The 22,687-nt window shown below is 30.2% G+C and carries 22 protein-coding genes; 6 read left to right on the forward strand and 16 right to left on the reverse strand.

Going from position 1 to position 22,687, the window contains the following annotated elements:
* Positions 1-224 precede the first annotated feature (224 nt).
* On the reverse strand, positions 225-1,241 hold the full coding sequence (locus CUEA01_RS09315) for a LacI family DNA-binding transcriptional regulator (protein ID WP_234121366.1): 1,017 nt from the start codon (positions 1,239-1,241) through the stop codon (positions 225-227).
* A gap of 253 nt (positions 1,242-1,494) precedes the next feature.
* On the opposite strand from CUEA01_RS09315, the gene galE reads away from it, so the two are divergent.
* Positions 1,495-2,481, forward strand: a complete 987-nt coding sequence (galE, locus tag CUEA01_RS09320; RefSeq protein ID WP_234121367.1) for a UDP-glucose 4-epimerase GalE — start codon at positions 1,495-1,497, stop codon at positions 2,479-2,481.
* Positions 2,482-3,154: 673 nt separating this feature from the next.
* A complete protein-coding gene (locus CUEA01_RS09325; RefSeq protein WP_234121368.1) occupies positions 3,155-3,580 on the forward strand; it encodes a GtrA family protein in 426 nt (141 codons plus the stop codon).
* A 475-nt stretch (positions 3,581-4,055) separates the two neighbouring features.
* Here the strand turns inward: CUEA01_RS09325 and CUEA01_RS09330 are convergent, their stop codons facing one another.
* Together CUEA01_RS09330 and CUEA01_RS09335 are read right to left on the reverse strand one after the other, a co-directional pair.
* A complete protein-coding gene (locus CUEA01_RS09330) occupies positions 4,056-5,285 on the reverse strand; it encodes a deoxyguanosinetriphosphate triphosphohydrolase family protein (RefSeq protein WP_234121369.1) in 1,230 nt (409 codons plus the stop codon).
* Positions 5,286-5,673: 388 nt separating this feature from the next.
* Positions 5,674-6,024, reverse strand: coding sequence for a hypothetical protein (locus CUEA01_RS09335; RefSeq protein WP_234121370.1), 351 nt, complete (start codon positions 6,022-6,024; stop codon positions 5,674-5,676).
* Positions 6,025-6,171: 147 nt separating this feature from the next.
* Between CUEA01_RS09335 and pfkB the strand changes: the two genes are divergently transcribed.
* Positions 6,172-7,083, forward strand: coding sequence for a 1-phosphofructokinase (pfkB, locus tag CUEA01_RS09340; RefSeq protein ID WP_234121371.1), 912 nt, complete (start codon positions 6,172-6,174; stop codon positions 7,081-7,083).
* Positions 7,084-7,240: 157 nt separating this feature from the next.
* The gene (locus tag CUEA01_RS09345) at positions 7,241-9,133 is read left to right on the forward strand and encodes a PTS fructose transporter subunit IIABC (RefSeq protein WP_234121372.1); all 1,893 of its coding nucleotides are present in this window, start codon (positions 7,241-7,243) and stop codon (positions 9,131-9,133) included.
* 257 nt (positions 9,134-9,390) lie between these two features.
* On the opposite strand, the gene CUEA01_RS09350 is transcribed toward CUEA01_RS09345, so the two are convergent.
* The 8 genes from CUEA01_RS09350 to CUEA01_RS09385 form a co-directional block, all read right to left on the reverse strand.
* Entirely contained in the window at positions 9,391-9,552 is a 162-nt protein-coding gene (locus CUEA01_RS09350; protein WP_234121373.1) for a hypothetical protein, read from the reverse strand.
* Between the two features lie 82 nt (positions 9,553-9,634).
* Positions 9,635-10,792 carry an iron-containing alcohol dehydrogenase gene (locus CUEA01_RS09355; protein ID WP_235699826.1) on the reverse strand — a complete coding sequence of 386 codons (1,158 nt, stop codon included), beginning with the start codon at positions 10,790-10,792 and terminating at the stop codon, positions 9,635-9,637.
* Between the two features lie 4 nt (positions 10,793-10,796).
* On the reverse strand, positions 10,797-11,435 hold the full coding sequence (locus CUEA01_RS09360) for an MBL fold metallo-hydrolase (protein ID WP_329603990.1): 639 nt from the start codon (positions 11,433-11,435) through the stop codon (positions 10,797-10,799).
* A gap of 27 nt (positions 11,436-11,462) precedes the next feature.
* Entirely contained in the window at positions 11,463-11,984 is a 522-nt protein-coding gene (locus CUEA01_RS09365; RefSeq protein ID WP_234121374.1) for a GNAT family N-acetyltransferase, read from the reverse strand.
* A gap of 106 nt (positions 11,985-12,090) precedes the next feature.
* Positions 12,091-13,287 (reverse strand): enoyl-ACP reductase FabV, encoded by a 1,197-nt coding sequence (gene fabV / locus CUEA01_RS09370; protein WP_234121375.1) that lies wholly within the window; start codon positions 13,285-13,287, stop codon positions 12,091-12,093.
* A 63-nt stretch (positions 13,288-13,350) separates the two neighbouring features.
* Complete coding sequence (locus tag CUEA01_RS09375; protein ID WP_234121376.1) at positions 13,351-13,749, reverse strand: MerR family transcriptional regulator; 399 nt, start codon at positions 13,747-13,749, stop codon at positions 13,351-13,353.
* A 38-nt stretch (positions 13,750-13,787) separates the two neighbouring features.
* Positions 13,788-14,516 (reverse strand): hypothetical protein, encoded by a 729-nt coding sequence (locus CUEA01_RS09380; RefSeq protein ID WP_234121377.1) that lies wholly within the window; start codon positions 14,514-14,516, stop codon positions 13,788-13,790.
* Positions 14,517-14,833: 317 nt separating this feature from the next.
* The gene (locus CUEA01_RS09385) at positions 14,834-16,141 is read right to left on the reverse strand and encodes a C45 family autoproteolytic acyltransferase/hydolase (protein ID WP_234121378.1); all 1,308 of its coding nucleotides are present in this window, start codon (positions 16,139-16,141) and stop codon (positions 14,834-14,836) included.
* A 135-nt stretch (positions 16,142-16,276) separates the two neighbouring features.
* Between CUEA01_RS09385 and CUEA01_RS09390 the strand changes: the two genes are divergently transcribed.
* Positions 16,277-17,320 carry a S1C family serine protease gene (locus CUEA01_RS09390; protein WP_234121379.1) on the forward strand — a complete coding sequence of 348 codons (1,044 nt, stop codon included), beginning with the start codon at positions 16,277-16,279 and terminating at the stop codon, positions 17,318-17,320.
* Between the two features lie 98 nt (positions 17,321-17,418).
* On the opposite strand, the gene CUEA01_RS09395 is transcribed toward CUEA01_RS09390, so the two are convergent.
* The 5 genes from CUEA01_RS09395 to CUEA01_RS09415 all read right to left on the reverse strand — a co-directional run bounded on the left by CUEA01_RS09395 (position 17,419) and on the right by CUEA01_RS09415 (position 21,913).
* Entirely contained in the window at positions 17,419-18,048 is a 630-nt protein-coding gene (locus tag CUEA01_RS09395) for a non-canonical purine NTP pyrophosphatase (RefSeq protein WP_234121380.1), read from the reverse strand.
* Between the two features lie 117 nt (positions 18,049-18,165).
* Positions 18,166-18,411: a TIGR04076 family protein gene (locus CUEA01_RS09400; RefSeq protein ID WP_234121381.1), complete on the reverse strand. Its 246-nt coding sequence runs from the start codon at positions 18,409-18,411 to the stop codon at positions 18,166-18,168.
* A 37-nt stretch (positions 18,412-18,448) separates the two neighbouring features.
* Positions 18,449-19,894: a carboxylesterase family protein gene (locus CUEA01_RS09405; protein WP_234121382.1), complete on the reverse strand. Its 1,446-nt coding sequence runs from the start codon at positions 19,892-19,894 to the stop codon at positions 18,449-18,451.
* Positions 19,895-19,973: 79 nt separating this feature from the next.
* Entirely contained in the window at positions 19,974-20,870 is an 897-nt protein-coding gene (locus CUEA01_RS09410; protein ID WP_234121383.1) for an MBL fold metallo-hydrolase, read from the reverse strand.
* Positions 20,871-21,010: 140 nt separating this feature from the next.
* Positions 21,011-21,913 carry an Rpn family recombination-promoting nuclease/putative transposase gene (locus CUEA01_RS09415; protein ID WP_234121384.1) on the reverse strand — a complete coding sequence of 301 codons (903 nt, stop codon included), beginning with the start codon at positions 21,911-21,913 and terminating at the stop codon, positions 21,011-21,013.
* A gap of 355 nt (positions 21,914-22,268) precedes the next feature.
* On the opposite strand from CUEA01_RS09415, the gene CUEA01_RS09420 reads away from it, so the two are divergent.
* Positions 22,269-22,685, forward strand: coding sequence for a hypothetical protein (locus CUEA01_RS09420; RefSeq protein ID WP_234121385.1), 417 nt, complete (start codon positions 22,269-22,271; stop codon positions 22,683-22,685).
* The last annotated feature ends 2 nt before the right edge of the window (positions 22,686-22,687 follow it).

Consider the following 22,687-nt stretch of genomic DNA (forward strand, 5'->3'; position numbering starts at 1 on the left):
TTTACTTCACCTCAATATTTTCTACATGTAGAATTTTATGTAAATATTATTAGCAACATTTACATTAATTATTCAATATGTTTTAAATATGAAGTAAAACACTCAATGTTTTCATCATAAGTAAAAATTTATGCTACATCCATTACTTATTTTAACATTACTAATTAAAAATTTAAATAAAAAAATCTCCATATTAATTAGGAGATTTTTTTTCATATATTTTTTTATAACTTTCTACAGCTTTCTCGTATGATAAGCCTTGTATTTAGTTTTACCATTCCAATCTTTTCGTTATTATCGTTTATTATGTCCAAAAGCATCTTTCCAGCATTTTCACCCAACAAATACATGTTTTGATCTACGGTTGTAATTTGAGGTTCAACTAGCCTAGTAATTACTATATTATCAAAACCAATTATAGATACATCACCAGGAACATCAAGTTTCATCTTTTTACATGCATTTAATACTCCCATTGCCATAAGATCATTACATGCAAATATAGCTATTGGAGGTTTACTCTCTTTAAGCTCCTCACAAATTATATCCATGGTATTATTTACAGTTTCATAACTATTTCCATCACCTATATCTATTATCTTCTTATATTTAGAAAGCTTTTTCTTTTTCAGTATTTCTAAATATACATCTTCCTTTAAATCATAAGAATAACTCTTTCTTCCTCTAACAAACAAAATATTTTTATGACCCATTTCTATCAAATACTCCATTGCTTGTTTTGCTCCACTTTCTTGGTCATTTAACACAAAATTACAATTTATATTTTTATTGTAACCGTTTATACAAACAAGAGGTATTTGTCTACTAATCTCTTCATAAAAACCACTTTTCATATTTTCAGTCTTGGGATCTATACAAATAAGTCCATCAACTTGTCTTCCCATCAAAGACTTTATATAAAAAACTTCCTGCTTAGCTTTATCATCTGTATCACAAAGATATATAGAATATCCATTTTTTCTCAATACATTTTCTATAGCTCTAATTACCGTTGGGAAAAATAGGTTATCTATACTGGGAACTAATACACCAATTGTTTTAGTATTATGATTTATAAGTGCTCTAGCAAGTGTATTAGGATTAAACTTTAATTTTTTGATTGCATTTTCAACTCTTTCCCTTGTTTCTTGTTTTACAGGATAGTTGTTATTTATAACTCTAGATACAGTGCTCATTGAGACTTTGGCTTCTCGTGCAACATCTTTTATATTTACAGACATAATACCTAACTTAACCTCCCAACTTAATTTTGTGGAAACCTTTTCTTAAATTCTATCAGTTTTATATCGCATTGTAAAGTAAATATCATATAACCCAAATATATTTATAGGATTTCATAAAAACTTAATAATAAATTCTCTTTTATGCCAATGACTTTTGTGCTAGAATGAATTATAATAGGATGTGTAGTAAAGAAAACCTTTTCTAAGTTAATTATTATATTTACTATTCACATACAAGGAGGATATATAAATGAAAGTATTAGTTTGCGGTGGCGCTGGATATATAGGAAGTCACATGGTAGCCCATTTATTAGAAAATAATCATGAAGTTGTTATACTTGACAATTTACAATCAGGACATAAATCTTCTGTTTTAGGTCAAAAACTTTATGTCGGAGATCTTAGAGATTCAGAATTTCTTGATAAAGTTTTTACAGAAAACAAAATTGATGCTGTAATAGATTTTGCTGCAAATTCTCTTGTTGGAGAAAGTGTTACAAATCCACTTAAATACTTTGATAATAATATACATTCAGTAGTAAAACTTTTAGGTGCAATGAACAAGCATGGTGTAAAATATATAGTATTTTCATCAACAGCAGCAACTTATGGAGAACCTGAAAGTACACCAATACAGGAAGAAGACAGAACTTTCCCTACAAATCCTTATGGAGAATCAAAACTTGCAGTTGAAAAAATACTTAAATGGTGTGATAAGGCTTATGGAATAAAATATACTGCTCTTAGATATTTTAATGCTTGTGGAGCACATGTAAATGGACAAATTGGTGAGGATCATAATCCTGAAACTCATCTTATTCCAATAATACTTCAAGCTGCTAGTGGCGTAAGAGAAAAAATAATGATTTTTGGAGATGACTACAATACAAAGGATGGTTCATGTATTAGAGATTACGTTCATGTTTCTGATCTTGCATCAGCCCATCTACTAGCATTAAAAAGACTTCAAAATGGCGGAGATAGCAGAATCTTTAATTTAGGAAATGGTAAAGGCTTCTCAGTTAAGGAAGTTGTTGAAGTAGCAAGAAAAGTTACTGGTATAAATATAAAAGCAGAAGTTGCTGAAAGACGTGCTGGTGATCCTGCAATCTTAATAGCCTCTTCCGATAAAGCAATAAACGAACTTGGATGGGAACCTAAATTTAATTCACTTGAAACAATAATTGAAACTGCCTGGAAATGGCACAGTGCTCATCCTAACGGTTATAACGAATAAACATTGCGAAGTAAGTGCATCGCAGGATATTAAATAAAATTAATAAATCTAAGCTAAAAAACGTTAAAAGCCTAAGAAGTTTCAATAACTCGCTGAAAAAGCGCTCAGACAATTGAAACATCTAAGGCTTTTAATGTTTTTCACCTAAGATTTATACAATTTTATTTAAATCATCCTACAATGCACTTACTTCGCATTTACAGTAGTTTAATGTAAAAATTCCTCCGTGCCTACGGAATTTTAGAATAGTGCAAAACACTGAACATATACAGATAAAGATAAACCACCGTGAATCTTGAAATTTTTAATACATAATGTCTCTTAATAAAATTACAATTTGAAAAGCAGGGTACAGTTAATGATGATTTACCTTTCGCTTCTCTCAGGTAAATCTTAAACTTAATGTTGTCAGCTTCGCTGAGCACCATGTATTGTGCGATTGCGTAAGCAATAAAGAAAATAAATTTTCAGATTTTTCTACGCTCGCGTAGAAAAATCATCCTTCGTTGTACTCTGTACTCTGTACTCCGTACTCTGTGTTAAATTGTAATTTTCCAAAATAAACTTGGATAAGCAATTTTCAAATTTCAAATTGCACGTCTTTTTTCTTGACACTCCCCTATTTAAAAGTTATATTATTATTGTTAAAAATAATTTAAAGTAGGTATATTATATGAGAGAATTAAATGAAATTAAAGATAAATATTTAACTGAAAATAATATAGAAAAAATATCTTATCTTATTTTTGGTGGGTTTACAACTATAATTAATTTAGCGTCTTATTGGATTTTAACTTCCAAGCTTAATCTTAATTACATGATTGCCTCTGTATTTGCATGGGTTTTTGCAGTAATTTTTGCATTTGTAACTAACAAACTTTTTGTTTTTAAAAGTTACAGCAAAGATTTAAATGTACTGCTAAAAGAAACTATTTCTTTCTTTACTTTTAGGTTTATATCACTTTTTATCGATTTAGGCACTATGTTTTTATGTGTACAAATGCTTAGAATACATAATTTTGTAGCAAAAATCATTGCAAACATAATTGTAGTAATTTTTAACTATGCAGCAAGTAAGCTTGTCATATTCAAAAAATAAAAATAATGGTAAGTAAGAGCATTCTGGAACATTAAATAACATCAATAAATCTAAGAGGAATATTCTTAAAATCCTAAGAAATTTCAATAACTCACTAACGTTCAAACAGATTGAAATTTCTAAGGCTTTTGAGAATATTCCCCTAAGATTTATAAGATGTTATTTAAATTGTCGCAGTTGCTATTTTAAGTTTACAAAATAATTACATATTTTAAAATAGATATGTATTTCAAAATTCCGTAGGCACGGAGGAATTTTTTCCTTAAACCACTGTAAATGCTAAGTAAGAGTATTACAGGATGATTTAAATAAAATTTTATAAATCTTAGATAAAAAACTTTAAAAGCCTTAGATGCTTCAATTGTCTGAGCATCCTTTCAGCGAGTTATTGAAGCTTCTTAGGCTTTTAAAGTTTTTTACCTTAGATTTATTAATTTTATTTAACATCCTGTGATACTCTTACTTAGCATTCCATTTACTCGAATTTAATAAGCTCCTCAAATATTTTTATGGCATATTGATCTGTCATACCAGTTATATAATCTACAACAGCTCTTATATATTCTCTTTCATCATTTAAATTATATATCAATTTATTTTTATAATTTGCAGCCCTTTCTATTTTCCAAGAACTAAATGAATACTTAATAAGCCAATCCTTAAAAGAATGAATTAAATTTGGATAGTCAGCTCTTGCCTTCTCCAATTCGTCAAATATATTTTTATTTGAATAAAATTCCTTAAGAGTTTTAAAAATGGATCTTATTATAAGTCTTGCATAATCCTTAAAAAATTCTAGTCTCTTATGATTATATATATTGTCATAGTTAAACTGCTTAATAGAATTCATAAGTTTTAAATATTTATCTGAAAATCTAAGTCCTTCCTTAATAGAACTATTCTTGCACAAATCAATTGTAAAATCATGCATGAGAAATGTATTATTTATATTTCCTACATTAATATTTACAACATCGCCAATAATTCCTTTAAGCTCCTTAATCTTATCATCTGCCAATATTTTTAAAGTAATAGCATCCTCAATATCTCTTCCCAAATATGATATTTTGTCAGCTATCTTTACAACGCATCCTTCCCAGGTATATGGTGAATACTCATTTGGCTTTGAAATTTTTTTAAGGTCAATAAACTCTTTTCTTGGATACACCGCATTCTCATTGACCTCTCCACAATGACTTATAATACCATCCCTAACGGCATAAGTTAAATTTAAATTTTTTTCATTTCCTTCTTGGTCTGGCAGTGTCTCAAGTTCATCTACAAATTTTAGACTATTTTGCTCGTGCCAATATGTCCCATCTATTTCTTTTTTTATTATATCTCTTAAAATTCTTTCACCTTCATGTCCAAAAGGAGCATGTCCTAAATCATGACCAATTGCAATAGCATTGGCAAGTTCTGTATTTAATCCTAGAAAGTTAGCTATATTGTAGCTTACAGCTGAAACATGGTTAACATGTTCTATCCTAGTACATATATGATCATGTCCTGTTGCAAAGAAAACTTGTGTTTTGTGCTTTAAACGTCTATATGCTGTACAATGAAGGATTCTATTATAATCTTTTTCAAAATCACTTCTTATATCATATTCTCTATCATGAATTTCTTCATTTCGCATTATAAAGTTTTCCCAAAGTGGATTTCCTACTTTTGAAGCCACTTCACTTAGTTTACCTTCTTTCATAAAATCATCTCCTTCTTATCATTTATTTTAACACATATATCAAAGCTTCCTGTCATATATAAAAAAATTTGCAATAAAAATATGCATATACATATTTTTATTGCAAATACGCATATGCATATTAGGCATCTTCAAAAAATAACAATTCCATACTACAAGGAAATTCCGTTAATACTTAATAGTCTTAGTGGGTTCTATTGACAAAGTATTACACAAAACCATTTCCTAGATGGATTTATTATTTTTTGAAGATGCCTTATATAAAGTAAAGGGGTTAAATTGATATTGAGGTGGTTTATATGGGGAATAATTTTAAATATTATAAAAACCACCTGCAAAATAATATAAAGTCACTTGTTATTGTCTAAGCAATGCTTATATAGTAAATCTATCCTACAACAACTATATTATTTCTATGAGAAGCCTTGTAAAGATAACATGGGTTTTTAATGCAAAAAATATATGCCTCTTCATCTTTCATGTATTTCACAATACCGTAAAAGCCTTTCCAATCGTTGTTGTCTTCAATTTTAACTATACTTCCAATTTTCATTAAATTCACCTCAAAAATTTTAATACATAATATATCTTTGACATTTATATGAAAAGTTATACTTATTAATTTAACGTTCTTACACATTATATCATATTTAAACATAAAAAACACATTATTAGTTATTTTTAGGTTAAACCTCCAATAATATGCCATAAAATTTGTATTAATTTTAAATATCGACATTTGGCATGTTTGTTATTGATTATATATTTTCATTTATGGTTTTAAACCAATAATTTTATGATTAATTGTGTTGTTTTTTGATTGAATTTGTATTATCATATTCATAGTGTTAAAAATTAAACTATTTTGTAAAGGTTGTGAAAATAAATGATATATACAGTTACTTTCAATCCCGCTATAGATTATGTAATAAATGTAGATAAATTTAAGCAAGGTTCAGTTAATAGGGTATCAAGCAACGAAAAGTTTGCTGGCGGAAAGGGAATAAATGTATCAAGAGTTTTAAATAATCTTGGTGTAAAAAGTAAGGCTTTAGGATTTGTTGGTGGCTTTACAGGTAAGTTTATTGTAGATTCCTTAGAAGAACAAGGTGTAGAAACTCAATTCATTGAGGTAAAAGAGGACACTAGAATAAATGTGAAAATGAAGTCTGACACTGAAACAGAAATTAACGGTGCTGGTCCTGAAGTTACTTCTAGCGATTTAGAAAAATTATTTGATATAATAAAAAGTTTAACTTCTGAAGATTATTTAGTATTAGCTGGTAATGTTCAAAAATCTGTTCCTAGCAATATTTACTCTATTATTCAAGAAAAATGTGCTGACAATAACGTTAAAGTCATTGTTGATACAACTGGCGATGCTTTAGTTGCTACTTTAAAAAACAAGCCATTTTTAATAAAACCAAATAATCATGAATTAGGTGAAATATTTAACAAAGAACTTGAAACTAAAGAAGACATAATATTTTATGCAAAAAAATTAATTGAAATGGGTGCCCAAAATGTTATTATATCAATGGCTGCAAAAGGTGCTCTTTTAATCAATTCTTCTGGAGTTTATCATGCAACACCTGCTAAAGGCACTGTTAAAAATTCAGTTGGTGCTGGTGATTCTGTAATAGGTGGATTCCTTGCAAAATACTCTGAAAATAAAGATATACTAGAAGCTTTCAGATATGGTGCTGCTTCTGGAAGTACAACAGCCTTTTCAAAGGATTTATGCATAAAAGAAGATGTTGAGCACTATTTAAAACAAATTCAAGTTTCAAAATTATAAAATTCATTTGTACCAAAATATGCAGCTTATTCTTATTTTGGTACAAATAATTATATTTATATTATTGTGAAATCATAAAAATTCTAAACTATAACCCCATACCTAGATAATATTAGTTTAGGATTTACAATGATTTCATTCAATTAGGAGGTTAATAATGAAAATTACAGAACTTTTAAGTAAAGACACTATTATTTTAAATTTAAAATCAACAACAAAACCAGCTGTAATCGATGAATTAGTTGATAAGCTTTACAGCGCTGGAAAGTTAAATGACAAAGACGAGTACAAAAAAGCCATATTAAAAAGAGAATCAGAATTCTCTACAGGAATTGGTGATGGAATTGCAATCCCCCATGCAAAAACTGCTGCCGTAAAAACACCTGCTTTAGCTTTTGGACTTTCAAAAGATGGAGTAGATTATGATTCACTTGATGGACAACCTGCTAATATATTTTTTATGATAGCAGCAAGCGAAGGTGCTAACAATGAACATTTAGAAACTTTATCTAGATTATCTACTATGCTAATGAATCCAGACTTTAAAAATGGTCTTCTTGAAGCAAAAAGTGAAGATGAAGTTCTAAATCTTATTAATAGTCAAGAAGAAGAAAAATTAGAAGAAGAAGTTTCAGAAGAAATACAAACAGAAAATGAAAATTCAAAAGGTCTTGTATTAGCTGTTACTGCATGCCCAACTGGAATTGCACATACATATATGTCCGCAGATGCTTTAAAAAATAAGGCTAAAGAAATGGGTGTAGACATAAAAGTTGAAACTAACGGATCAACTGGTGTAAAAAACAGATTAACTGCTGAAGAAATAGAAAAAGCAGCTGGAATTATTGTTGCTGCTGATAAGCAAGTTGAAATGGCAAGATTTGATGGTAAAAAGGTTCTTCAAGTACCAGTAGTTGACGGTATCAAAAGACCAGAAGAGCTTATAACTAAGGCATTAAATGGAGATGCTCCTGTGTACAAGCATGAAGGTGGAAGTGCTAGTGCTTCTACTAAATCGTCTGGACAAAGAGTAGGTTTCTATAAACACCTTATGAATGGTATTTCAAACATGCTTCCTTTTGTCGTTGGTGGCGGTATATTAATTGCTGTATCTTTTATGTTTGGAATTAAAGCTTATGATCCTAAAGATCCTACTTATAATTATTTTGCAAAATTATTGAACGATATAGGCGGCGGAAATGCATTTGCCTTAATGATTCCTGTACTTGCCGGCTTTATTGGTATGAGTATTGCTGATAGACCTGGTTTTGCGCCAGCTATGGTTGGTGGATTCATTGCAGCAAATAATGGTGCAGGCTTTATAGGTGGCTTAATTGCTGGTTTCCTTGGTGGTTATGTAGTTGTTCTTTTAAAGAAAATATTTGCAAAACTCCCTGAAACCCTTGATGGTTTAAAACCTGTACTTATATATCCACTGTTTGGTATATTTATTACTGGTGCAATAATGTTTATTGTAATAGTAGGACCTGCAAAAGCAATAAATTTAGGTCTTCAACATTGGTTAACTGGAATGGGTACAACAAATAAACTTATTCTAGGTTTAGTATTGGGCGGAATGATGGCTATCGACATGGGTGGTCCAATAAACAAAGCTGCTTTTGCTTTTGGTATTGCAATGATAAGTTCTGGAAACTATTATCCACATGCTGCTGTTATGGCTGGCGGTATGGTTCCTCCTCTTGGAATTGCCCTTGCAACTACTTTATTCAAAAACAAATTTACTGCTGATGAAAAAAAATCTGGTTTAACTTGCTATATAATGGGTGCTTGTTTTATAACTGAAGGTGCTATTCCTTTTGCTGCTAGTGATCCAACTAGAGTAATACCTGCATCTGTTGTAGGTTCAGCTGTAGCAGGAGCTTTAGCTATGTTCTTTAATATAGGCCTTCCAGCCCCTCACGGCGGAATATTTGTAATAGCTATAGTTAAAGGAAACCCTTTATTATACTTATTATCAATCATAATTGGAGCAGTTATTACTGCAATACTTCTTGGTATATTAAAGAAACCAGTAAACACTGAAGCTTAAAATTAATACAAAGTAAAAAACAGAGTAGAGAGTAAAGAGTAGAGAGTAGAGTGAATGATGATTTTCTTCCGTTTCACTACGGAAAATCTTAAAACTTATTTTTGATTGCTTACGCAATCGTATCATAAATGTCGTTCAGCGAAGCTGACACCATTTAAGTTTAAGATTTACCTGACGTAAGGAAAAGTAAATCATCCTTAACTCTACTCTCTACTATCAACTCTTTACTCTGTCTTTTTATTTTCTCCCACGGTCTCTTATTTAAGCTTATTATTAGACTTTTCCTCAATATAAATATCTAGTGCTTTGATTCCCCTTTTAGCAAGTTTTATAAACAATACAAATCCATAAATTCCGATGCCTAATAAGGCTAAAATAATTATTATATTAATAAATGAAAACACAACCATTGTAGACATAGTCCTCCCCCTTAAGTAAATTTTATTTATAATATTATCATCATTTTCAAAATATGTAAACATTTATTAATCTGTACTCAAATTAAAGGCATTTTCTATATAACATTTTTATTTCGTCAAGTTCAGGCTTTCTTGGATTATTTCCTATAGCATAAGTCATGGTTTTTACAGCATTATTTGAAAGCCATTCTATATGTTCTTCCTTTACGCCTAGGTCTCCTAGTGTCTTATTTAAATCTAATTTCTTAAGAAGTTTTTTAATTCCATTTATGCTCTTTTTAGCGGCATCATGAACACTTAAGCCTTCTACATCTTCACCAAGTATTTTAGCTATGTTTGCAAATTTTTCTTCTGCGCTCTCGTACGAATATTCTGCCCAATTAGCTAAAATTGCTGCTAGCCCTTCACCATGTGTTACATCCAAAAGACCACTTACAGGATGTTCAAGTCCATGAGCAAGTGCTACTCCCGATGCATCTATCACCATTCCACCAAGTGTATTAGCAAAAGCCATTTTACTCCATGCCTCTATATCTTCTGGATTTTCATACACCTTAGGCAAGTTTTGGTATACAAGTTCCATAGCCTTTAAAGCTAAAATTTCACTTATTGGATTGCTATTGTTTGAAACATATGCCTCAGCTGCATGGCAGAAGACATCAATTCCAGTAGGTGCTATTATATGTCTTGGAAGTGTTGTCATAAGCTCAGCATCAATTATTGAAACCTTTGGATATATAAGTGGTGAATTTAAGGATTTCTTATCGTTATTCTCAGGGTTAGTTAAAACAGCAAGCTTGTCTCCTTCGCTTCCAGTTCCTGCTGTTGTTGTTACCGCTATTATCGGGAGCGCAGTCGTTCCTATTTTTCTTCCAAATATGTAATCATTAATGTCTCCTTCATTAATAGCCATAAAAGCAATTGCCTTAGCAGCATCCATCGCACTTCCCCCACCTAATGCAATTACAACATTACAGCCAGCTTCCTTAGCCAACTTAACACCAGCTTCTGCTGTAGTTGTAAGTGGATTTGATGGAACTTTATCAAATATAACACTTTCAACCCCTGCTGTTTTTAAATATGAAACTGTTCTATCTAATAAACCTGTTTTTTTAGTACTGCTTCTTCCTGTAACTATTAATGCCTTATTGCCATACTCTTTTGTAATTTTTCCTATTTGCGCTAGCTTACCAGGTCCAAATAAAAGTCTTGTTGGTAAAAAATAATCAAAGTTAATCATAATTCTAGTCTCCTTTTTTCTTCAAATGTTCAATCGTATCTAAAATATCCTGCTCCGTTAAATTTAAAGTATGCCCTGCCATAATCCTTTTAGGCTTATAACTTATGTATTTTTTAAGTGTATTAATATAAGTTTCAATATCATCATCTTCAACAGATACATTAGGTTTTTCTAAATTATCCCCTACATAAAGCGTCTTATTTTCATGATCAAATATAGAAATACAATCTATAGTATGACCCGGACTATAAAATATTTCAATACCATCTTTATGAAATTCTAATTTATCCGTAAAAGTTATGTTTGGCAAGCATTTAGTTGTATTTCCTAAAGCATATTTCTTGTTTTTTTCTAAATCCTTTTCCCATACTCCATCTAACAGTTTCCTGCACTTTTCATGACTTATTATATCAGATTTTTGAAAACAGCAATTTCCCCATACATGATCCCAATGAGAATGTGTATTTATAGCTGTAACTTTTTTCTCACCTATTTTTTTTATTATGGGCATCATATAATCACTGCCGCAAAATGTATCTATTAAATAGAAGGCATTTTCTTTTTCAATTAAAAATGCATAGGTTAGGCAGCTTCCAAGTTCATCAAATTCATATGCTATAGCGTTAGTTGTTATTTTATTAATTTTCGTAAATTCTCACCTCTTTTGTAATTAAAATTTTCTTATCCAATATCTGCATATACCTTCAATAATATCCTGAAGTTCTCCACCATTTTCCTCTATTACACTTCTTGAAGCTGTATTATTTTCATTGCAAGTTAAAAGTACTTCCAGCATACTTTTTTCTTTAGCTTTTTTTAAAGCTTCTTTAAGTATTAGCTTACCATACCCCTTTCCTCTTTCAGTTGGCCTTATAGTATATCCTATATGTCCTCCCTCTTTTTTTAAGTTTTCATTCAAATAATGCCTAAGCTTTGTAATCCCAACCGGTTTTTCATCAATATATAGCCAATATGTTGTTTGTGGAACATATTTAGAATTTAAATTTATACCTTTAGACATTTCTATATGTCCAATAAGATAACTTTCAAACTCATCATAACTTATATTATATCCAGCATTCATATATCCATTTTCGCCCGGTCCAATTTCTTTAATCATATCAAATATTTCTTTTCCATCGTGAAGAGATAACTCTTTTAGCTCAACCAACCTAATTCCACCTTGCTTCATTTATAGATAAACCATTTCAACTACCAAAATCAATTTGCATCATAATGCCCAAAAGCCAGCATTTTGATACAAATTAATTTTAAAGTTTCAAGTGGTTTATCTTTATTTATGGTATCATTTTTTTCAATATTTCAGTATTAACTTCCGAATCATAATTTACTTTATCAACATCAAAACCATTTAGCTGCATAAATTCATTTTTATAACCAGCATAATCTGATAAAACTTTAAAATTTTCTGGAGTGACTTTTTTCCAAAGCTCATCTACTTCTCTTTGCACATCTTCCCTGAGTTCTAAATCATCCATTCTAAGTCTACCAGCTTCATCAAATTCTATCTTACTTCCTGAATATATTTTTTCTGAAAACATTCTCTGCATCTGCATTATACAGTTTTCATGAATATTTTTTTCTTTCATAACCTTATACAAAATTGCAGCATATACAGGAAACGTTGGAATGTATGCACTTGCTTTTGTTACTAATGCCTTATTTACAGATACAAATGCCCTTCCACCTATTTCTTCTGAAAGTTTTTTATTTATCCTAAGAACAGTTTCTTCAAGATTTTTTTTTGCTACCCCTATAGTACCTTCTCTATATATCTTATACGTCTTTGGCGATCCTATATATGAGTAGGTTATGGCAATTGCTTTATCAGAAAAACAGTTATTCTTCAAAAGCTCATAGCACCATTCTTCTAAATCCTCCCCTCCCATTACCTTTTTAGTACCTTCTATTTCCTCTGGAGTTGCACTACTAACCTTTTTCATAACTATTTCATCGTTAGAAATATCAATAGTATTACCTGTGAATTCTCCGGAGGTTGTTTTAATTGTTGAATTATAGATTTTTCCTGTTTTATAGTCTTTCCTTCTTGGTGCAGCAAGACTATACACAAGCAAATCTATTTTTCCAAACTCTTTTTTTATGTATTCAATTACCTTTTCTTTAACTTCATATGAGAAAGCATCATCAATAAAGTTTTTGGCGATTAAACCTTCTTTTTCTGCAAACTCTTTAAAAAATATATTATTATACCAGCCAGCTGTTCCAAGCCTTCTATCCGTTGCACCTGTTTCATATGATACTCCAATAGTATCAGCTTTTGAACCTCCAAATGCCAATGAAATTCTAGTTGCAAGACCAAAGCCTGACGAAGCACCGATTATTAAAACCTTTTTAGCTCCATTAAATTGTTTAGCTTTTTTACAATAATCTATTTGATTTAATACTTCCTGTCTGCATCCATATGGATGAACATTTTTAACAAGCCCTCTAATAATCTCCGCTTTTATTTTCATCATTTCTCCTCCAAGCATACCTAATTTATAATAAAATTATACTATGTGGAGTATACTACATTGTCAAACATTTTTTTCATTTATTATTTTATTTAGCACAGGGCATGTTAGTTCTTCTATTTCACTTTGAAATTCTATTAGCATTTCTTTTTTGTGAATAAGCTTTTTGCACTCTTCATCTACTTCTTTTACTTTATTTTCAATAATCTCATTAAATCCCATTCCTTCAATTCCGTTATTTGAAACCTCACAAAGGAAATTAGCTATTTCATGTAGAGTAAAACCATAAGATTTTGCTTTCATTATTAATTTTAATTTGTATACATACATTTCTGAATACTTTTTATATCCATTTTCAAACTTTTCTGGTTTAGGGATTAAGTTTATCTTTTCATAATAACGAATTGTTTCGATATTCATATTTACAATTTTGCTTAATTCACCGACTGTATAATATCTCATAGAAACCTACCTTTATTAGTTATTTTCTTTAAGATGCCTTAATTTTCTTTTCCAGTTTTTACGGCTGATTCACTAATAATATAACATAATTTCACTCTAGATAGCCATCTTTCTGAAGCTGAAATTTTTCTTCCATATCCATTTTCTTCTTCCTTATACAATAATCCTTTAACTGCCTTGTATCCAACTTTTAACTTTTCAATTCTATGCACTATCATTGGCCATTCCGCATCTGTCATTTTATCTTTAGAATATTTTGCAATAGCCTCTGCACTTTTTCTTGAAAAACCAGAGGAGCCAGCAGTAATATCTACTTCTTGTCCAAATTCTAATGAAAATATCTTATTTGTAATCTTCTCTGTTTCAATCCATTCAACAGGATGAGTGTTAAAAGCTTCTTCCGTCCTTCCTAATATAAGATAATTAAATTGTTCTATGTATAAAGGAATTCTTCTAAGTTCACTTTCATATTCAATAGCCCAGGTAAGTAGTCTATCAAAATCACAATAATGAAAATACTTATCATTCCCTGAAAGTGCAAAATTTACAGCTTCTCTTCTAGCATTAGCTGCACCCTTTTTAGCTATTACTTTTACATTAAAGCCTCCTGCCATAAGTTTTTCTTGTAATTTAATATCAGTTTCTTCACTTACTGTAATAAATAAATTAGAATAAATCTCCCTAAAAACATTGCTTACCTTCTCATAAAACTTTAAATTTTTACCCTTCGGATCATGTGTTACACAAATCAAAGCAACATCTGCCAAGTTTTTCACCTACCTATTTATTGATTTTCTTTTATTTTATAACATGTAATATTTTTATTCAACTTAGATATCTTAAAAAATACGAACCTTTATTCAGAGTACAGTTGACAGAGTACAGAGTACAGTTAAGGATGATTTTTCTTCGCTTTGCTACAGAAAATCTTAAAACTTAGTTTTTGATTGCTTACGCAATCGTAACATCAATGTTAATCAGCGAAGCTGACAACATTTAAGTTTAAGATTTACCTGACAAAAGGAAGGTAAATCAACCTTAACTGTACTCTGTCATCTGTACTCTGTACTCTGATTTGTTTGTTTTAATTAATTTTCCAAAATTTATTGTCATTATCTTTTAAATTAATTCTTAAGTAAACTGGATTCTTAGGTAACTTATTATCTGTAGTTCTAAAAGACACCTGTAAATTATAATTATTAGGCTCAAATATTATTTTTTGTTGAAAATTTTTATCATATAAATCTCCATCAACAGCATCTCCAGGCTTGCTTCCACTATAAAAATCTGTTATTTCTTTAATTTCTTTTATTCCAATAGAATTTCCTTTTGACAAAAGTTCCTTCTTCATGCTGTCCCATCTTTTAACATTGGACGCATCATAAGAGTGATTATCATAATTTCCCTTTAATAAAAACGAATTAACACAGGCGATGGAGTTCTTCACATCCCAGTTTATTCCTGGATTGAGTATAGATTTTTCTGTTCTAAAATCTCTGACCGCATTTGAATCAAGTGCTTGATTGTTTTCTAAAACTTTACTTGTTTTTGAATCAGCTAAAAAAATTAAATTGCTAAATGCATAATTTCTTTCTTTTTCTTTTAGATAACTTCCAACATCATCCAAAGTGTAGCAATTTTCTAAAGCATATCTTAAATCAAATGGATATGAACGTTTCAAGTTTGATGAATAAATCTCATTTGTCTTTGAAGCTAAAATTGAGGCAAAAACTTTATTACAGTTAAAACCGGATATAACCCCTAAATACCCCAAATATCCTACAGTACAAATGGATTTGCCATTATTATTAAAGGTAGTTACAGCCTGTATTTTAGCCAAATCATTTTTCAAATCTGAAGGAAATTCTAAACTCGTAGCAACTAATGTATGTCCACTTTTAGAACGTTCCCCATATACCGCAAGAGCTGAGCCTTTAGTCGCACTTAACACATCAGGTAATAAACTCATTAAATATATTTCATCCTTAGATAACTTACCATCACCGGGTATGTCTTTTTTAGAGTTTGATAGTTTAGATGCCATTCCCTCTATTTCATCTTTATAAGCTTTATCTAATTGGGCTTCAATACCTTTAGCCCTTTTTATTATAGTTTTATAATCATTATCTACTGTAACCAAATATTTAATATATGAATCAACCATTGTTTCATAATTAGGTACAACTTTTAAAATTTCTTCCCCATACTCCTCACCTACTTGTTTATGCGATTTAGCTTTTGTAAAATCAAGTGTAACATTATAGTATTTGCCCTTATTAATTATTATAGCTACTGAATCATTATTATTTGATGATTTTCTATAACCACATCCAGTTACCGATATTTGTATAATAAAGAATACAACTATTATTAAAATAAATTTTTTGTTCATGTTTCACCTCTATTTACAATTTATACTTTTGCCATTATAAATATTTTATACTAAGCCACGTTAATTGTAAATATATGGTAATGAATATTAATTTGTCCCTTGTGAAAAAATAATAAAAACATTGGAGGTGACATTATGAAAAATTCTAAATTAATAAGTAGTATATTGATAAATACATTTCTTATTTCTGGACTTACTGGTTGCAAAAATATTCCAATGACTAAATCTAATACAAATCAAAATACTGCAAATGCAGAAGCCGCATCTAATGGTTCTTCTATAACTACTGCTTCGGAAAAAGTAATCCCCTCTGTGGTTGGAATTACAACAACAAGCATAAATGAAAACAACCAAACAGTTCAGGGTGTTGGCTCCGGTATGATAATTGACAATGCTGGATATATACTTACAAATAACCATGTAGCTAATGCTAACAGTAGGGATATAACTGTATCTCTATACGACGGTAGAAACCTTTCTGGTACTCCTGTTTGGTCAAATGAAGCATTAGATCTTTCTATAATTAAAATAGCAGGTAAAAATTTTTCTTCTGTAAAATTAGGAGATTCTTCAAAGGTAAAAATAGGTGAAACTGCCATAGCTATTGGTAACCCATTGGGATTAAACTTTCAAAGGACCGTTACTTCTGGAATTATAAGTGCAGTTAACAGAACTCTTGAAGTTAGCGAAGGTAGTTTTATGGAAGATTTATTTCAAACCGATGCTTCAATAAATCCCGGTAACAGTGGAGGTCCTCTTATAAATATAAATGGAGAGGTTATTGGTGTAAATTCAGCGAAAATTACGAGTGCAGAAGGAATAGGCTTTTCAATACCAATAAATATAATTAAACCTGTATTAAAAAGTGTAAAGGCAACTGGCAAATTTACAACTCCTGTCCTCGGAGTTATTGCTTTCGATAAATCAATGTCGGGGTATTTAAATATAAATTTTCAAAATGGTATTTATATTTACAATGTTAATTCAGGCAGTGGTGCATATGCTGCTGGTCTTAGAAAAGGTGACATCATTTTAGCTATGAACGGAAATATAGTTAATACTGTAAATGATTTAAGAGAGGTCATTTATAATTTAGGAGTAGGAAATACTGTAAGGATAAAAGCTATGACTTCTAGCGGCGAAAGAAATTTTGATGTTAAAATTAATGCAATGCAATAGATACAAGCAACCTGAAACAATGAAATTACACATACCGAGTGTATCCTGTTAAACCAGAATTTATAGATAAGAGTACAGTGGCGGAAGAAAATCATCCTTCACTGTACTTTGTACTCTGTCTGCCTTTTTAGGGCTTTCATAAAAAATTCTTTATAAGCATTTGCTTCATTTTCATCTTCCTTAATAGGTGTTTTTATATCCATATAATATTTGCCCGATTCAATATGCACCGAAAGAGAATTTAATGGAAATCCTTCATCTCTATTTTTATGTGGTTTTGCTGCTATTATATATTTCTCAGATGCTATCTTCTCACCATCATATTCGAAAATTTGCTTTTCATCAATTACAAGACATATTGCATTCCTATATCTTGCTATAGCTTTTCCACCTAAGCTTCTTGAAATTCCAGAATAGTATTCTATCATCTCTTCATCATTTAATGTTTTTCCATGAATTCTTCTAACATGCACACCTGGCTGTTCTTCTTCGTTTAAGCCTTCAATATATAAACCCGAATCACAAGAAAACACAGGAATTTTAGCTGCTTTATAATATGCAAGCGCCTTAATTCTCGCATTCTCCAAAGGCTTATTTCCACTTTCATCTATAGTTCCTAATTGCAGTTTTACATCATTTAAAGTCAATAATTCTATATCTAATCCTTCAAGCATTTTTTTCATCCATTTAATCTTTGATGGATTTGTTGTACCATACAAAATTTTCATATCTTCACCTACATTCTATAGATAAACCATTTCAACTACCAAAATCAATTTGCATCAAAATGCCTAGAAGATGGCATTTTGATACAAATTAATTTTGAAGTTTCAAGTAGTTTATCTTTATTCAATAACTTTTCCTTCAATTAAGACTCTTCCTTCATCTGGACATCTAAATTGAAATTTCTTTTCTCTAGTGCTGCCATAATCTAAATCTCCATTGTTTAAAAGCGTATAAACATTGGGATATATACACTGCCACAATTCATGGCATATAGGAGGACAAAGGTCTTCTACAATATATGTATCCCCCGCTTTATGATATCCTCCACGACATTTACTTTCTAGTATCGTCAACTTAACTTTCATAATAACATACTTCTTTCTTGTTTTTATTAATTATAATTTACTTTAATAATATTGCCTCTTCCGGGAAGTCCATTAATGCATCCGATCCATTTAATTTTTCTACCTTGGCAGCCTCATTAATTCTGAAAACATATTTTTGCTCTTTAGTAGATGGCAGCCATTTTGAAGTAAATTTAGGTTCACCATTTATAGCAAAACCTACATACATATCGCGTAAAATATCTCCAGATTTTTTTAGTTGCTCTTGTGATAGTATTTTAATTAGCATTTCTGGCACTTCCTCTTCCCAAAGCGCCATCATATCAAGTGCATGAAGTGCAGGTGGCAATTCATAGCTATACTGCCATACTGTTAATCCACGTTCTATTAGAGTATCAGCTAATTTATAAGTATGAGTTCTATACATATAATCAGAAAGGATATCACATTTCTTCTGAATTCTTTCTTTTTCATCAATGTCACTCGCAATTTTACTGAATTCATTTTCCGCATATACTGCATTATCGCCAAAAAGCTGTTTCGCTATTGTATTAAATTCTTCATCCTGAGCAAAGTAGCTATACCATCCACATTCATTTTTATTGCAGCCAATAACTGCTTTGCCTTTCCAACCATTTTCACTTTTAATGTCCTCATGCCAATCAGTTGGAATTACAATATCATCAGCTACAGGTCCAAAATAACAAGTCGATACACCGCTGCTGCAAAACTCTTCATTTGCTTTCGTTAAAATGTCATTATCTACAGTAAGTATGTCTTCAATATTATTAAGCTTTAAAATTTTAAGAAAACGCTTTGTTATCTCATGCGCAGTATTTGTATCCCTTATACTTTGAATTCCACCACTTGATAACACTGCACTGTGAAACAAATTTTTAGATTCCTTAGCTACCATAAGTGCACCAATGGACTTAGCCCCTGCAGATTCACCAATCACCGTAATTCTATCCCTGTCACCACCAAAAGCAGCTGCATTATTATAAATCCATTTTAATGCTGCTATTTGATCCAATGTCCCATTATTACCTGAAGTTTTATATTTATCTCCAAGCTTTTTTCCTAAATAAAGATATCCCCATACCCCTACACGATAATTGAACCCTACATAAACAAATTGTTCTCCTTTAAGTAGTCCAACTCCTGTTTTTATTTTCTTATCTGCTCCACCATTTTGAAATGCTCCACCATATATATCTACTACAATGGGAAGTTTTCCTTTAATACTTGGTGTGAATATATTCATATTTAAGCAATCATCTGACATATTAAATTTCTCTTTAGAAATACTCTGCATTTTCCTAGGCGCTTGCCAGCATCTTGGACCATAATGAACTGCTCTAAAGGTCCCTTCCCAATTTATTTCCTCAGGTGGACAAAATCTTTTTGCCTTTGCAAATGGAACTCCAAGAAAAATTTCATATACATCTGAAACAAAGCCCTGAACCTTACCGCCTGTTGTATTTACAATATCTGTTTCTATCATAGTAATGCCCCCAAATCTTCACGTACTTTATCAAAATTCTTATAAAGGTGGATTTACCTGCATTATGCTATCTTTAACACTACTGTGGTTTTTTAAAATAATATAGTTTTCCATCATCTATTGAATATTGAAGCAAATTTTTGTTGTAAAGATAAGCAACAAAGGCTGAAACTGCGGAAAAATTTATGTGGTATTGATTAAAATCCATTGCAAGCTCATTTAATACCGATAAATTTTCTAAAATATCTTCTCTAGTTAATGGCTGATCAAGTAAATCTAAAATTTGATTCTCATAGTTTTCTATATTAGCTAAATTCTTATCTATAACTAACATAAACTCTTCTTTTGTTAACACACTGTTGCTGTGACTTATTACAAAATAATCTGCATCAGCAGTTTTTAACTTATTTAAAGTATCTTTTTCAAGTTTTACATCATAAAGATATGGCAGTGAATATTTTTCAAGTATTTCTGTACTAAATACACTATCCCCAACAAAACATACCTTTTCGTGTGTAATTATTCCAATAAGATCTACTGTGTGTCCACCTAAACTTATAATTTCAAATTTCTCATCATTTATTTTATTTTCACCTTCTACAGTTACAAAATCCACTAAAAATTCCTTGTTACTTTTGTGAAGTTCTTTAATTGGACTTGCACCAAAAAGTGAAAATGGATATAAATGAGGGTTTTCCATAGGAAGTTTTTCTTTCTCTGAGGTATAAACTAAACAGCCTGGATATTCTTCTTTAAAATATACATTACCCCCACAGTGGTCCATGTGGTGATGAGTGTTTATTATATACTTTGGATGAAGTCCATTTTGTTTTAAAACCTCATCTATTTTACGTGCTGCTCCAGTATCTTTTCCACTGTCTATTAAAAGACAATTTTTATTTTTAAAAACATAAACTCCTATATTTGTTGGTGCATCTATATAATATGTACTACCCTTAATCTTAGTAAGTTCCATAATATTCTCCCTTCTGCAAAAATTACTTTAAATTAATTATATAATTTATTATGAATAGTATCAAATAAATATCGATTCTAAATTTAAGCTTAAAATTTTAGTGGCAGCAATCATTACAATTGCTGCCATACATACATTAATTAATCATTTTCTAGTTTTGCTTTAAGTTCATTTATTCTATCAATACTTAATCCAGTTCCTTGCGCTACTATAACTTCACTCATTCCTAGTTTTAAGAAGCTTATTGCTGTTTCTTCTTTTGCTTCAGTTTTACCTACTGCTCTTCCTTCTTCTAAACCTTCAATCTTGCCTTCCTCTTTTGCACCTTCAAGCATACTCTTCTCATCTAATATTTTTTTCATTCGAAGTTCTGCGAGTCTCACAGTTTCCGGGTCTCTACTTAACATATCTAAAACTGTTATAGCTTTTCTTATTGCTGGTTCACTCATTTCTACCACCTCCATCACTTCTTTTTCTGGTTTTGTTAAAAATGTAAGCCACTTATCCAGACTGTTATTCATCTCTAGATTTTCATCTAAAAACTTTGGCAATTCAACAAAATGTATTTCTAATATATCTGTTAACATCGTCCTTTCATCATCTTCGTATAAGTGATATGCTGTATGATACTTCTTGCTCTCAATATAATTAAAATTTAATATATTTATGGTTATAGTTTTATTAAGCCTCTTATAGTCCTCACCTTTTTTTATTTGGTTTGAGTACAACCTAGACCAATAAAACAAAGTTCTTTTCAACATATTATATCTATTTATAAGTTGTATTTCGACGTTTATGTGAATTTCTTTTTCTGTTATAACTCTTACATCTAATATTCCAATTTTATCATCTACAGCTTCTATATCTGATAGTTTTGTATCCACATATTCTATATGCTTTATCTTTTCTTTTTCAGTTTCTTCTAAAATAGCATTTAAAAAACTTATTAATATATCCTCATTTTCAGGACTTCCAAATATTTTTTGAAATACTATGTCATTCTTCGGGTCAAGAATTATTTTATCATCATAATTATTATTCATTGTAATCCTCCTCCGTTAATAATATTCTACCAAATTTGCTATTCTTATTCTATACTGAACTTATTTTTTAACTGAATTTATATACAAAATCTACTTCATTAAACTAAGTAGCTGCTATTGCCACACTTCTATAATTTCCGCTGTACTTACCTCAAAATTCTAGCTTTCCATATCTATTATTGATTCATGAATCCTAATGCAATAAATGTAATAGTAACAATTAGGAGGAAAAGTTCTGTCAATGCATAAAGGATATTTATTGACTTACATGAACCTTGGCAGTACAATTAAGGTATAAAATTACAAAACAGTTAATTTAAAACTCAAATTCAGTAAAATATGGAGGAAGGCTAAAATGAAAAAAGCTCTAATTGGAATTTTAATTGTAGTAGTTTGTATTATGGGATTTGATGCATATAAGAATATTGAGACAAGAAACAGCTTCGATTTAAAACAATTAGCTGCGGATGGTGAACGATTTTTTTGGACTGATAACTCTGAGCATAATAGATATGATATTAAATTCGACTCCCTTAATGGAGATGACATTAAAGAAGTTATTTCAAAAAAAGATGCTTATAATATGAAAATTGATTCTAACATTACAAGTGGAGATTTTAATTTAAAAATTTATAATGACAATAAGGTTTTATTCAAACGAAGTGGTTCGGTAAGTAAAACTATAACAATAAACAAGAATGATAGTAAGAATATAAAAATTGAAATTGATGGAAAAAAAGCCAAGGGAAATATTAAAATCAATTTAAGTTAAAA

Source organism: Clostridium hydrogenum (genome assembly GCF_021432385.1).
Lineage (GTDB): Bacteria > Bacillota > Clostridia > Clostridiales > Clostridiaceae > Clostridium_S > Clostridium_S hydrogenum.